Source organism: Gemmatimonadaceae bacterium, assembly GCA_020851035.1.
Classification (GTDB): Bacteria; Gemmatimonadota; Gemmatimonadetes; order Gemmatimonadales; family Gemmatimonadaceae; genus JACMLX01.
Genome location: JADZDM010000025.1, coordinates 339,495 through 353,807, shown reverse-complemented (window position 1 = coordinate 353,807; position 14,313 = coordinate 339,495). Strand labels below are relative to the sequence as shown.

Annotated in this window: 9 protein-coding genes; 6 read left to right on the top strand and 3 right to left on the bottom strand. The window is 70.5% G+C overall.

From position 1 onward, the window contains the following. Nucleotides 1-366: 366 nt before the first annotated feature. The 3 genes from IT355_18815 to thrS all read right to left on the bottom strand — a co-directional run bounded on the left by IT355_18815 (nucleotide 367) and on the right by thrS (nucleotide 6,495). Nucleotides 367-3,021 carry a TonB-dependent receptor gene (locus tag IT355_18815; protein MCC7055332.1) on the bottom strand — a complete coding sequence of 885 codons (2,655 nt, stop codon included), beginning with the start codon at nucleotides 3,019-3,021 and terminating at the stop codon, nucleotides 367-369. A gap of 173 nt (nucleotides 3,022-3,194) precedes the next feature. Further along, complete coding sequence (locus tag IT355_18810; GenBank protein ID MCC7055331.1) at nucleotides 3,195-4,520, bottom strand: diguanylate cyclase; 1,326 nt, start codon at nucleotides 4,518-4,520, stop codon at nucleotides 3,195-3,197. Between the two features lie 4 nt (nucleotides 4,521-4,524). Continuing rightward, complete coding sequence (gene thrS / locus IT355_18805) at nucleotides 4,525-6,495, bottom strand: threonine--tRNA ligase (protein MCC7055330.1); 1,971 nt, start codon at nucleotides 6,493-6,495, stop codon at nucleotides 4,525-4,527. 155 nt (nucleotides 6,496-6,650) lie between these two features. Between thrS and IT355_18800 the strand changes: the two genes are divergently transcribed. From IT355_18800 to purH, 6 genes are all read left to right on the top strand, one after another. Continuing rightward, nucleotides 6,651-7,133, top strand: a complete 483-nt coding sequence (locus IT355_18800) for a BON domain-containing protein (protein ID MCC7055329.1) — start codon at nucleotides 6,651-6,653, stop codon at nucleotides 7,131-7,133. Nucleotides 7,134-7,303: 170 nt separating this feature from the next. Continuing rightward, a complete protein-coding gene (locus tag IT355_18795) occupies nucleotides 7,304-10,117 on the top strand; it encodes a valine--tRNA ligase (protein MCC7055328.1) in 2,814 nt (937 codons plus the stop codon). Between the two features lie 86 nt (nucleotides 10,118-10,203). After that, nucleotides 10,204-11,367 (top strand): carboxypeptidase regulatory-like domain-containing protein, encoded by a 1,164-nt coding sequence (locus tag IT355_18790; protein MCC7055327.1) that lies wholly within the window; start codon nucleotides 10,204-10,206, stop codon nucleotides 11,365-11,367. Between the two features lie 25 nt (nucleotides 11,368-11,392). Then, complete coding sequence (locus tag IT355_18785; GenBank protein ID MCC7055326.1) at nucleotides 11,393-11,953, top strand: HAD family hydrolase; 561 nt, start codon at nucleotides 11,393-11,395, stop codon at nucleotides 11,951-11,953. Beyond that, nucleotides 11,954-12,673: a phosphoribosylglycinamide formyltransferase gene (locus tag IT355_18780; GenBank protein MCC7055325.1), complete on the top strand. Its 720-nt coding sequence runs from the start codon at nucleotides 11,954-11,956 to the stop codon at nucleotides 12,671-12,673. 30 nt (nucleotides 12,674-12,703) lie between these two features. Further along, nucleotides 12,704-14,251, top strand: coding sequence for a bifunctional phosphoribosylaminoimidazolecarboxamide formyltransferase/IMP cyclohydrolase (purH, locus tag IT355_18775; protein ID MCC7055324.1), 1,548 nt, complete (start codon nucleotides 12,704-12,706; stop codon nucleotides 14,249-14,251). Nucleotides 14,252-14,313: the final 62 nt, after the last annotated feature.

Here is a 14,313-nt window from a genome sequence, read left to right as displayed (position 1 = left end):
CTCCGTGCCCTCCGTGGGCTCCGTGACTCCGTGGGAACGACCCACTCCCATCCCCCACCGACCCACCGCCTCCGTGGAAACGACCCACTCCCATCCCCCACCGACCCACTGCCTCCGCGAGCGCAGTTCCCCCAGCGCCCTGCTCCGTGCCCTCCGTGGGCTCCGTGACTCCGTGGGAACGACCCACTCCCATCCCCCACCGACCACCGCCTCCGCGAGCGCAGTCCCCCAGCGCCCTTCTGAGTGCCCGCCGCGGGAACACCTCACTTCCGAACGCACGAACGCGGCGCACCAGGATCCTGGTGCGCCGCGCTCCGAAAGCCAGGGCCGACTAGTGGCGTGTCACCGAAATTCGATTACACGCCACTAGAACCGCAGGTTCAGCCGCGCATACGCGAACCGTCCGTTGAAGCCGAACGGCGAGATGCCGGCATACGGGAAGATGCCGTTGTTCGCGTTCACCGGGATGTTCTGGTCCGGATAGACGTCGAACAGGTTGTCGGCGCCGAACGTGAACTTGACGTTCTCGCGCAGCGCGAGGCCGATCGAGGCGTCGGTGATCCACTTGGCGCCGTAGGTCTGGTCGTTCGCGGGCACGGTGCCGAAGGCCGTCACCTCGCCGAAGCGCTGCGTGCGCGCGGTGAAGGTGAACTTGCTGACCTCGTGGGTGGCGCTGAACACGTAGTTGTCGCGCGGCTGGCCCTTCTCCACCCGACCGCGCTCCACGCGCGAGTAGAGCGCGTCGTTGAGCGCAGCGAGGGCCGGCGGCGTGACCTGCTTCTGCGCCGTGATGATGGTCTTGTTCTGGCTCACGCCGGCCGTCAGGCGGAGGATGCCCTTCCGCCCGAAGTTCAGGCCGTAGTTCGCGACCACGTCGAGGCCCGTGGTGCGGGTGTCGATCGCGTTGGTGAAGAAGCGGCCGCCCCCGATGCCCGGCTCGCCGTTGGCGGCGAGGAAGTCACGCACCGCCACCTGCGTCAGGTTCTCCGACAGCACCACCCGGTCGGCGATGTCGATCCGGTAGTAGTCCGCGGTGAGGCTGAGCGCGCCCACCGGCTGCCAGGTGACGCCGGCGCTGGTGTTCTTGCTCTTCTCCGCCGTGAGCGGCTTGGCACCGAGCAGCTGCGCCGGCCGGCTCGAGACCGGGAAGGTGCGGATCTCGAACGGCACGCCACCGATGAAGTTCGTGGACGTGGCCGTGAACCAGCTCTGCTGCAGGGACGGCGCGCGGAACCCGGTGCTGTAGCCACCGCGCACCGCGAACTGCGGCACCGGTGCGAACCGCGCCGTCACCTTCCCCGTCGCCTGGCTGCCGAAGTCGGAGTAGTTCTCGTAGCGCACCGCGCCACCGAGCAGCAGCATGCTGGTGAGGTCACTCTCGACGTCCGCGTAGAGCGACGTGCTGGTGCGCGAGACGTTGGTCTCGTCGGTCGGCCGGAAGCCCGGGAACACCTGCGAGCCGGCGGCGGCCGTGCGCGTGGTCGGGTTGCCGCTCGCGTCGAGCACCGGCACCTTGCCGTCCTGCCACGATCCCGGCTCGCCCTGCGTGATCTGGAACTGGTCCTTCCGCCACTCGGCACCGGCCGCCAGGCGCACCGGCACCGTGCCGGCCTTCACCTCGCGGAAGAGGTCCAGGTTCGACGTCGCCTCACTGAAGATCAGCGTGCCGGCGTCGAACGCCGTCTTGCTGGCGTTGCCGAACGACGCGTTGTTGGTGTTGCTGATGAAGAAGTTGTGGCTGTTGCGGCCGACGGTCTGGCTCAGGTCCCACTTCCATCCGGCGAGCGACCCCTTCACGCCCGCCGCCGTCGAGGCGTCCCAGAGCGTGCTGTTGATGAACGGCAGGAAGCCGTTCGGGTAGAGCGAGCGGATCGTACGATCGTCGTTGGGCCGGCGCCAGAAGCCCGGGGCCGTGGCCGCGCGGCGGCTGGTGCCACCGAAGGCGTAGAAGTCCACGCCGCGGCCAAGCTGGGTGCCGGCCGTGAACATGCCGACGATGTCGCTGGTCTGGCCGTCGCCGTAGCGGTTGTTGATGCGATTGATCGTGGCCTCACGCGCATCACCGGCGAAGTACTGCGTGCGCAGGTCGGCGCTCGAGCGGTCGGTGTGCTGGCGGTCACGCACCTCGAGGCCGGCGTGGAAGTAGCCGCCACGGCTGTTGGCGACTCCCGCATTGGCCGAACCCTGCATCACGCGGCCGTCACCGAGCGCCGTGACGCCGGACTGCAGGTTCACCTCGGTCGGGGCCGTGCTCTTGAGCACGATGTTGATCACGCCGGCGATGGCGTCGGAGCCGTACTGCGCCGCGGCACCGTCACGCAGGATCTCGACGTGGTCGATCATGCTCGCCGGGATCGCGTTCAGGTCCACGGCCGACTGCCCGCGGCCGACGGTGCCGTTCACGTTGATCAGCGCCGTCGTGTGCCGGCGCTTGCCGTTGACGAGCACCAGCACCTGGTCGGCGCCGAGGCCGCGCAGCGTGGCCGGCCGCACGGCATCGGTGCCGTCGGCGATCGCGGAGCGCGGGAAGTTCACGCTCGGCGCCAGCGCCTGGATCATCTGCGCCGTCTCGGTGCGCCCGGTGGCCTTCAGGTCCACCGCACTGAACACGTCCACCGGCACCGGTGACTTCACCACGGTGCGCTCGGCATCGCGGGTGCCGACCACGGCCACCGCCTCGAGGTTCGTGGCGCTGCGCTCCAGCCGCACGTCGCGCGTGAGCGCCTGGCCGGCGGCGATGGTGATGGCCTGCGTGCTGCTGGCGTAGCCGATCTGCCGGACGCGGAGCGTGTATGCGCCGGGGCGCAGCGCGATCGAGTACGTGCCGTCGGCCTTGGTGATGGTGCCGAACGGCGTGCCGACGAGCTGCACGGTGGCGCCGAGGATCGCCGCGCCGCCATCGGAGCTGGTGACGCGGCCAGCCACACGGCCGGCGGCCTGCGCCGGGAGTGTGGCGGCGGCGAGCAATGACGCGAGCAACACTCGGGTGCTGGTGCGCCAGGTCGAACGGGACACGGTCATGCACACGCTCCGGCGTGGGGAGACAGAGGCTGCCCGGGCGGCGGCATCCACACCCGGCAGGCGCAGCCGTGCACACCGCAGGATCGCGGTGGCGGACGGAAGTCGCACTGTGTGAGAAAGTAAAACTTCGGTTCGCTGCGGGCGTCAGGGCATCCGGCGCGGCCGGCGCCCGCTCAGGCCGTGCGAATGGCGAACTCGTCCGTCATGCCCGAGGTGGACACGACGCGGTTCCGGCCCGTGGACTTCGCGCTCAGCAGCCGCGCGTCGGCGCGGTAGACCAGCGCCTCGACGGTGTCGGCCGAGTCTTCGGGCCACGAGGCCACGCCTATGCTCGCCGTGAGCGTGGCCCGAGCCACCTTCTCGGACTCCTCCGGGAAGAGGTCTCCCTGCACCACCACCTGCGCGCTCGCGTTCGCGTCGAGCTCCACGCGCACCTGCGCCACGGCGCGGCGGATCCGCTCCATGCGCTCGGTGGCCTTGAGCCGGTCCATGCCCGGGAGCATCACGATCAGCTCCTCGCCGCCGTAGCGTCCCACCACGTCTTCCGCGCGCACGAGGGACTTGATCGTGCGGGACACCGACGCGAGCACCAGGTCGCCGACGGCATGCCCGAAGCGGTCGTTGAACGACTTGAAGAAATCGAGGTCGATCATCGCCACCGCGAGTGGCTCGCGCGTGCGCTTCGCCCGCACGTAGGCCTCGCCCAGCCGCTCGTCGAAATAGCCGCGGATCATGAGCCCGGTGAGCCGGTCGCGCACCGAGAGCACGCGCAGCTGCTGCACGCGCAGCACGATCGAGAGGCTGATCAGCGTCGCGACGCCGAGCAGGATGATGCGACCGGCCTGGTCCTGGATGTCGAAGCGGCCATAGCTCTCGTCGAGCCAGGCCGGGCTCGTGCCCACCGACTGCTGCGCCCACCAGACGATGAGCGCGTACTGCAGCATCGCCGTGAGCCCCGTCACGAGGCTCACACGCCGGTCGTAGCGCAGGCAGGTGGCCGCGAGGCAGAGGAAGTACACCTCGAAGATCACGCGCGAGTTGACGGCGATCTGCGGCATGCCGAGCATCACGAACGTGGCGAGGCCGACGCTCACCCAGGTGACGTCGAGCAGCGAGGCACCAAAGCCGAGCCACGGCGGCACCACGTCGCGCCGGGTGAGCTGCAGGAACACCGTGCCCGTGATGACGCCGGCCACGGTGATGCCCAGGCCAACCCAGTTCTGCTGGAGTTCCGGGTGCGCCAGCAGGGCGCGCACCGGGAGGATGAGCAGGACCACCGCCGCGAAGAGCCGGACGCGCGCGATGGTCCGCTCACCCTTGCGACCCATGTCACGGAGCGCAGGATCGGTGACGCTCCAGAAGCCCGCCCAGGGCACCTGCGCCCGCCGTTCGGTGGCCGGTCCGCCGGTTTCGAGGCCGGCCTCGTCGATCGCGGCAATGCCGCGCAGCGGGGTGAGTCGCTCCGAGATCCGGACGGTGGTGCTGGGCGTCCCGCTCATCAGGTCACGCGGATGTGCCGTCGGGAGGCGTACCCAGGTCGGGAAGTGCGCGCGTCCGCACCTCGCCGAGGATGCGAGCCAGGAAGTCGTCCACCGACAGGATCTCCTGCTTCCGGCCGTCGGCGCCGCGGGCCCGGACGGCGAGGGTGCCGTCCGTGGCTTCGCGCTTGCCCACGACTGCGGTGTACGGGACCTTCATGAGTTCGCTTTCCCTGATACGATAATTCAAGGTCTCGTTCCGGTCATCGCAAGTGGCCCGGATGCCGGCATCCCGCAGCCGGGCAACGGCTGCCCGGGCCTCGGGGGCATAGTCGTCCACGATCGGCACCACCCGGACCTGCTCCGGGGCCAGCCAGACCGGGAACGCGCCGGCGAAGTGCTCGATCAGGATGCCCATGAAGCGCTCGAACGAGCCGCTGATGGCCCGGTGGATGATGACCGGCCGGTGGGCGCTGTTGTCCTCACCGGTGTAGGTGAGGTCGAAGCGTTCCGGGGCGGCGTAGTCGAGCTGGATCGTGCCGAGCTGCCACGCCCGCCCGATCGAGTCCATGACATCGAAGTCGATCTTCGGGCCGTAGAACGCCCCGTCGCCCTCCTTCAGCTCGTACGGCAGCCCGGTGCTCTCGAGTGCACCGCGCAGCGCCGCCTCGGCGTTGTCCCACATCTCGTCGCTGCCGATCCGCTGCTCCGGCCTCGTCGCGAACTTGAGGCGCGCCGTCAGGCCGAACGTGCGGTAGTAGCCGAGGATCATCTCCACCAGGCGATGCACCTCGTCGACGATCTGGGATTCCATCAGGTAGATGTGGCAATCGTCCTGCTGGAACTGGCGCACGCGCGTCAGGCCCGACAGCGCACCCGACAACTCGTTGCGGTGCAACACGTCGTACGTGTTGAAGCGCAGCGGGAGGTCACGGTACGAGTGCTTCTTCGAGCCGAAGAAGATGTGGTGCGACGGGCAGTTCATGGGCTTCAACGACAGGTCATGCTCGCCCGTCTCATTGTCGAGCACGAGGAACATGTTCTCCTTGTACTTGCCCCAGTGCCCCGAGATCTCCCACAGGCCCTTGTTGAAGAGCAGCGGGGTCTTGATCTCCTGGTAGCCGTCGCGCTGCATCTCGCGCAGGTAAGCATGGAGCGAGTTGATCATCGACGTGCCGCGCTCGGTCCAGAACGCTGCCCCCGGCGAGAATGGGTGGAACATGAACAGGTCCAGCTCCTTGCCGAGGCGGCGATGGTCGCGCTTCTTCGCCTCTTCCAGCCGGTGCAGGTGCTGTTCCAGTTCGTCCTTCTTCCAGAAGGCCGTGCCGTAGATGCGCTGCAGCGTCTGGCGATTGGAGTCGCCACGCCAGTAGGCGGCCGCCACGCTCTGGAGCTTGAAGTGCTTGAGCCAGCCTGTGTGCGGCACGTGCGGGCCGCGACAGAGGTCCACGAACGGGCCGTCGGTATAGGTCGAGATGATCTCGTCCGGGCCGAGGTCGTCGATGCGCTCGAGCTTCAGCGGATCGTCGGAGAAGACCTCCCGGGCGACCTCGCGCGAGACCTCCGCGCGCACGAACGGCAGCTTCTCGGCCATGACCTTCCGCATCTCGGCCTCGAAGGCGGCCAGGTCCTCGGGCGTGAAGGGGGTCGCAACCTCGAAGTCGTAGTAGAAGCCGTCGTCGATGGCCGGCCCGAAGCCGATGTGGGCGTCGGGGCGGAGGCGGCGGACCGCGGTCGCCAGGATGTGCGCCGCCGAGTGCCGCAGCACCGGGAGGGACTCCGCGTCCTTGTCGGTGTAGACCCGGAAGGCACCACCGGTCCGGAGGGGCGTGCGCAGGTCCTGCACCGCCCCGTCGACGCTGACGGCCACGGCGGCATTCAGGAGCCGTTCGCCGATGCTGGCCACCACCTCGGAGGCCAGGGTGCCGCGGGGCACCTCGCGGACGGCGCCATCGGGAAGGACCAGGCGGAGCGGGGCGGACAAGTCGTCAGACATTCGGTTGGGGGCGTGGTGACGCGCACGCGCCGGAGGATGCCGGCTAACACGTCCTGCGGGTCACGGACACGAACCGGCGGCGCACGGGTGCGCGTCGCCCGGTCTTCTCTCTCTGGATATACTAACCACACCACTCATTCCCACAGCACATGCGCGTGACACGACGTCGTAACCGTCCAGACCAGACCTCCGGCACTCGCATCGGCGCCCTCCTGCTCGGGGCGATCGCGGGGGTGGCCGTCGGCGTGCTGCTCGCCGACCGCGGCATGCTCACGGGTGGCCTGACGCGCGCGCTCCGTCGCGACACGCCGGATCCCGACGCGCCGCGCCCCCGACGCACGCCGCCCCCGGCCGGGGCGCGCCCGCTCCGCACCGCCCCCGCCGAGCGCACCGCACGAGCGCCCGTCACCGACGAGGCGGCGCTCGAGGCGCGCGTGCTCGAGACCTTCCGCAACGATCCCATCCTCGTGGACCGCCCGATCGACATCGGCGCCATCGGCACCGGGATCATCGAGCTGACGGGGTGGGTGGACGCCCACTCCGAGATCCGGCACGCCACGACCCTGACGCGCGGCACGATCGGCGTCCACACGGTCGTCAACCGGCTGGTCGTACGCGGCGGCACGCCCGCCGCCTGAGGGCACCGCGGGCCAGCGCCCGCGAACCATCCTGAGACCGCCGGCGCCGCGCCGGGCCCGTTTCCACGAGCCGCTTCCGCGCGCCGCCCCCTCGGCATCCCCCGGCACGGCGTCGGTGGGACGGTGCCGGGGGCGTTACGTTTTGCCTTCACATGTCCATGACCGACGGAATGCCCCACACGACCGGCGCTGCCGCAGCCGAGTCCAGCGACGAGCTGCCCACCACGTACCGCGCCGCCGACGTGGAGTCGGCGCTCTATGCGCGGTGGCAGGCGGCCGGGATCGACACCGCCAGCCCCGCCCGCGTCACGCACTGCGGGGGGGCCCGGCAGCCGTACACCATCGTCATGCCGCCGCCGAACGTGACGGCCATCCTGCACGTGGGCCACGGCCTGAACAACACCGTGCAGGACGTGCTGATCCGCTGGCGCCGCATGGCGGGCGACGAGGCACTCTGGGTGCCGGGCACCGACCACGCCGGCATCGCCACGCAGAACGTGGTGGAGAAGCAGCTCGCCGCCGAGGGCTCGTCGCGCCAGGCGCTGGGACGTGAGGCCTTCGTGGCCCGCACCGCACGGTTCGTGGAAACCACCGGCGGCGAGATCCTCGACCAGCTCAAGGCCATCGGCAGCAGCGCCGACTGGACGCGCACGGCCTACACCCTCTCGGCCCCGCTCTCCGAGGCGGTGACTGAGGCATTCGTGCGGCTGTTCGAGGAGGGATTGGTGTACCGCGGCCACCGCGTGATCCACTGGTGCCCGCGCTGCATGACGTCGCTCTCCGACGAGGAGGCGGAGTTCAACGACACGCAGGGGGCGCTCTACCACATCCGCTACGCGCTGGCCGGTGACGCCGCCCGCGGCATCACGGTGGCGACCACGCGGCCGGAGACGCTGCTCGGCGACGTGGCGGTGGCGGTGAACCCGTCCGACGAGCGCTACGCGTCGCTGGTGGGCCAGCAACTGGTGCTGCCGATCAACGGCGTGCGGATCCCGGTGATCGCCGACGACTACACCGACAAGGACTTCGGCAGCGGTGCGGTGAAGATCACGCCGGCGCACGACCCGAACGACTTCGAGGTGGGCAAGCGCCACCACCTGGACGCGCCGGTGATCATGGATGCCGAGTCGCGGATGCTGGGACTGGGCGATGCAGCGGATCGCGTGCCTCCGGACCTGCGCGGCGTGGATCGCTTCGAGGCACGCGAGCGCATCGTGAACATGCTGCGCGACAGCGGCGCCCTGGTGAAGGTGGAGCCGCATGCACACGCCGTGCGCCACTGCTACCGCTGTGACACGGTGGTGGAGCCGCGCCTCAGCGACCAGTGGTTCGTGAAGATGGCGCCGCTGGCGAAGCCGGCCCTCGAGGCGGTGCGCACGGGACGCATCCGCATCCTGCCCGACCGCTGGGAGGCCGTGTACATCAACTGGCTCGAGGGCATCCGCGACTGGAACATCTCGCGGCAGCTCTGGTGGGGCCATCGCGTGCCGGTGTACTACTGCGATCACTGCGGCGCCGAGCCGCGGGCCTCGCGCACGCCGATCACGACCTGTGCGGGGTGTGGTGGTGCCGTGCGTCAGGACGAGGACGTGCTCGACACCTGGTTCTCGAGCTGGCTCTGGCCGATCTCCACGCTCGGCTGGCCCGACGCGGCGTCGGAGGACCTGAAGGCCTTCTACCCCGGCGACGTGCTGGTGACGGCCCCGGAGATCCTGTTCTTCTGGGTGTCACGAATGATCATGTCGGGCCTCCACTTCATGGGGGATGCGCCGTACCACACGGTGTACCTGCACGGCACCGTGCGCGACATGCAGCATCGCAAGATGTCGAAGTCGCTGGGCAACGGCATCGACCCGATGGACGTGGTGCGCCTCTACGGTGCCGATTCGCTGCGCTGGACGATGGTGGCCGGCATGGGACTGGGTGTGGACGTCCTGCTGGACCCGACGGACCTCGAGAAGAGCTTCGCGCCGGGCCGCAACTTCCTCACCAAGCTCTGGAACATCGGCCGCTTCCTGCTCACGAAGGTGGGCACCGCGCCGGTGCAGCCGGTGGAGGACATCGACCCGGCGGCGCTGACCATCGCCGACCGCTGGATCCTCGACCGCCTCGACATCGCGATCCGCGAGTGCGACGCGGCGCTTGGCCCGCCGCGCCCGGGGCCGACGGGGCGCTGGACGGAGGCCGAACGCACCACCGGCATGCGCCTCGATGCGTACGCCGACACGGCGCGCCGCTTCGTGTGGAACGAGCTGGCGGATTGGTACCTCGAGACCGTGAAGCCCCGCCTCGGTGCCGGTGGCGCCGATGCGGAGGTGGCGCGCGCGGTGCTGGTGCACGCGTTCGACCATGCGTTGCGCCTGCTGCAACCGATCATCCCGTTCATCACCGAGACACTGTGGGCGAAGCTGCCGCCGATCGCGGGTGGCGCGCAGCGTGGTGGCGACTTCCTGGCCACCACCGCCTGGCCGGTGGCCGGCGGCGCTCCGCGTGGCGGCGAGGCGTTCGACCTGGTGCTGAACGCCGTGGTGGCGATCCGGCAGCTGCGGAACGAGTACAAGGTGAAGCCGGCCAGCCGCATCGAGGTGACGCTGGTGCCGGCGGGCGCCGATGCCACCACGGCGGGCGCGCTGGTGGAGACGATCGGGGCGCTCACGCGCAGCACGGTGACGACCGGCACCAGCGCTGGTGCGAACGCCGCGCATGCGGTGCTGGCTGGCGGCACCGAGGTCGTGATCGCGATGGCGCAGCTGGCCGGCAGCGAGTCGGCCGAGGACACGGCGAAGGAGTGCGCACGCCTCTCGGCGGAACTGGAGCAGGTGCGGAAACTGCTGGCCGGCGTCACCGCGAAGCTGGCGAACGAGTCGTTCACGTCGCGCGCGAAGCCCGAGGTGGTGGAAGGTGCGCGGGCGCAGGAGCGTGACCTGTCGCAGAAGGTCGAGGCACTCACGCGGAAGGTCGAGGCGCTGTGCGGCACGCGCTGACTGCGCTTGCCGTGGCGGCCATCGTGGCGGCATGTGCGTCACCCGGCATGCCGCCGGGCGGGCCGACAGTGTCCGCCTTCCCGCGCGTGATCGCCACCCTGCCGGACACCAACGCGCGCAACGTCACCCCGGGCAAGGTGATGCTCCGCTACGACGACGTGATCGGCGAGCAGTTCGGCGGGGGGCCGCTCTCGCGCGGCGTGCTGATCTCGCCGTGGGACGGCGAGCCGCGCGTGGAGTGGAAGCGGACCGGCATGACCATCCGTCCCCGCGGGGGCTGGCGGCCGAACACGGCATACACCATCACCGTGCTGCCCGGCGTGAGTGACCTGAAGGGCCAGCCGTCGAAGAACGGCTACGTGTACCGCTTCAGCACGGGCCCCGACTTCCCGCGCACCGCGATCCGCGGCGCGGTGTTCGACCTCGTGCTGGCGAAGCCGCTGCCGAACGCCACGGTGCAGGCCATCGACCCGGGCGACACCACCCGCGTGTGGCTCACCGTCACCGACTCGACCGGCCGCTTCGAGCTGACCGGCGTGCCGCCCGGCACCTACGTCATGCGCGCCATCGAGGAGAAGACGGCCAACCGCCTGCTCGAACCCCGCGAGCCCTGGGACGTGGCGCGTGTGTCGCTCGCCGATTCGGCGCGGGTGGAGCTGTACACCTTCGTGCACGACACCATGCCGGTGCGGATCAGCGAGATCAAGGTCGCCGACAGCGTGACGATCGCGATGGTGATGGACAAGCCGATGCTGGCCGGCGCAGCCATCACGGTGACCGACGTCCACGTGGTGGCCCCCGACTCCTCGGAGCTGGCCGTGACGCTGGTGGCGACCGCGCTCGAGCAGCGCCGGCTGCGCGAGCGCGCCGACAGCATCGCCCGCGCGACCGACACCACCGAGCGCGGTGGCGTGGCGCCACCACGCCGCACCATCGATCCCACCGCCCGTCGCGACACGACGGCGAAGGTCGCTCCCCTCGTGTCGTCGCGGCCGCAGCCGTCCACCGAGCTGTTCGTCACGGTGGGCACCCGCCTCGTGCCGGGCGCGACCTATCGCGTCACGATCGCGGGGCTGCGCAACCTGCTCGGCGTCACCGGCACGGCCACACGCACGCTGGTGGTGCCGCGACCACCGGCCGCGGACAGCACCCGCGCGCCCGCCCGTCGCGACAGCACCCGCCCTGCCCGTCCGCCCACACCGGCACCGGCACCGGCAGTGCGACCGCCGGGCCGGCCCCCCCGCCGATGATCTCCACCGCCGTCCGGAGCCCTGCGTGAGCCCACGCGCCGCCGTCTTCCTCGATCGTGACGGCACCATCGTCCACGACGTGCACTACCTCGCGCGGCCGGAGCAGCTGGCGCTGATCAGCGGCGTGCCCGATGCGCTGCGGCGGCTGCAGGAGGCCGGCCTGCCACTGATCGTGGTGACGAACCAGTCCGGGATCGGGCGCGGGCTGCTCACCGAGGCGGACTTCACCGTGATCACCGCGCGACTGGACGAGATGCTCGCGGCGCACGGTATCACACTCACGGCCACCTACCACTGCCCCGACGCGCCGACGGTCCCCGACGAGCTCTCCTGTCGCAAGCCCGGCGACCGCATGCACCGCCGCGCCGCGGAAGCGCATGACATCGACCTCACGCTGAGCTTCTACATCGGCGACAAGTGGCGCGACGTGGCGCCGGCGGTGCAGCACGACGCTGTCGGCATCCTGGTCCCCACCCCCGACACGCCGTACGGCGACCTCTCGCGCGCGAAGGAGGATGCCGCGGTGGCGACCACGCTCGGTGCGGCCGTGGACCGCGTGCTGCGGCGCCACGCGCAGCGGGGCTGAATGTCCGCTCCTGCCCTCTCGCAGCCACGCACGCGGATCGCCGCGTTCGTCTCCGGTGGCGGCTCGAACATGCTCGCCGTGCACGATTTCCAGCAGGCGCGCGGGGCCCAGGCCGCGGGCGAGATCGTGCTGGTGGTGTCCAACCGGCCGACCTGCGCGGCACTGGGGCGGGCGACGGCGCGCGGCCTCACGACCGCAGTGCTCGCCGACCCGCGCGACGGCGCCGCGGTGCTGGCGCTGCTCGCGGCGCACCGGATCGAGGTCCTGGTGCTGGCCGGCTACCTGGCGTTCGTGCCGGATGCCGTGACGCGCGCGTTCCGCGGCCGGATCGTGAACGTGCACCCCTCGCTGCTGCCCGCGTTCGGCGGGCACGGGATGTACGGCCGCCACGTGCACGCGGCGGTGCTCGCCGCCGGCGCGCGGATCAGCGGCGCCACGGTGCACTTCGTGGACGAGATCTACGATCGCGGCGCGATCATCGCGCAGTGGCCGGTGCCGGTGTTCGAGGAGGACAGCCCCGAGTCGCTGGCAGAGCGCGTGCTGCGCGTGGAACACGCCCTGCTGCCGCGCGTGGTGGAACTGCTCTGCGCCGAGTCGCTGGCGCTGGACGACGATGGCACCGTGCACGGCGTGTTCCTCACCGGCACGCAGGCCGACGTCTTCTCGCTGCAGGCGGCCGCACCGCTGGACGCGGACCTCGACCGTGCCCTGAACAAATGATGCCCCACCCTACACCCAACTGACCGCCCCATGCCGCGCGCATTGCTGAGCGTTTCCGACAAGTCCGGCCTCGTGGATCTCGCGAAGGAACTCATCGCCCGCCACTGGGAGCTCGTCTCCACCGGCGGCACCGCGAAGGCGCTGCGCGACGCCGGCCTCGCGGTGCGTGACATCAGCGAGATCACCGACTTCCCCGAGATGCTCGACGGGCGCGTGAAGACGCTGCACCCGATGGTGCACGGCGGCCTGCTGTACCGCCGCGACCTGCCGGAGCACGTGGAGGCGGTGCGCGAGTTCGGGATCGGTGCCATCGACCTGGTGGTGGTGAACCTCTACCCGTTCCGCGCCACGGCCGCGAAGCCGGGCGTGCTCCCGCACGACGTGATCGAGCAGATCGACATCGGCGGCCCCAGCATGCTGCGCTCGGCCGCGAAGAACTTCAGCGCGGTGACGGTGGTCTGTGACCCGGCCGACTACCCGCGCGTGATCGCGTCGCTGGACGCACGCGATGATGAAGGTGCGATGATCATGCGCCGCGACCTGGCGGCGAAGGTGTTCGCGCACACCGCCAGCTACGACAGCGCGATTGCCGGCTGGCTGCAGCACCAGGTGGCGCCGGACGACCCGTTCCCGGCCACGCTGCCGCTGGCGTTCGAGAAGGCGCAGGGGCTCCGCTACGGCGAGAACCCCGAGCAGCGCGCCGCCTTCTACGTGGAGCGCGCCGGTGCCGGCCTCGCCTCGCTGAAGCAGCTCGGCGGCAAGGAGCTGAGCTTCAACAACCTGCTGGACGTGGATGGCGCGCTGATGGCGATCGAGCCGTTCGCGGAACAGGTGGCGTGTGCGATCATCAAGCACACCACGCCCTGCGGCCTGGCGATCGGCGCGACACCGCTGGAGGCGTGGCAGAAGGCGCTGGCCTGCGACCCGACGAGTGCGTTCGGTGGTGTGGTCGCCTTCAGCGTCGCCATCGACGATGCGACGGCCGAGGCGATGGGCACCATGTTCCTGGAGTGCATCGTGGCGCCGGCGATTGCCGAGAGTGCGGCGGAGCTGCTGGGGAAGAAGAAGAACCTTCGGGTGCTGATCGGCACGCTGCCGGCGCAGGATGCGGGGGGCATGGACATCAAGCGGGTGCGCGGCGGGGTGCTGCTGCAGGACCGGATGCGGGTGCCGACCGGCTCGATCCCGTGGACGGTGGTGAGCACCCGCCAGCCGACGGCGGCGGAGCTGGTGGACCTGGCGTTCGCCTGGCGGGCGTCGGCGGCGGTGAAGTCGAACGCGATCGTGCTGGCCCGCGACGGCGCGACGATCGGCATCGGTGCCGGCCAGATGAGCCGGGTGGACGCGAGTTTCCTGGCGGGCCACAAGGCGAAGGCGGCGGGCCACGACACCGCGGGCTCGGCGCTGGCCTCCGACGCCTTCTTCCCCTTCCGCGACGGCATCGACGCCGCGGCAACGGCCGGGGTGCGGGCGATTGTCCAGCCCGGCGGGTCGGTCCGGGACGCCGAGGTGATCGCCGCTGCGGATGAGCACGGTATTGCAATGGTGTTCACGGGCGCCCGCCTGTTCCGGCATTGATCCCGGGCCACAGCCGGGACCGTAAGGGCAACGGCATGACGCAAGGCGCAACGAGCGCGAAG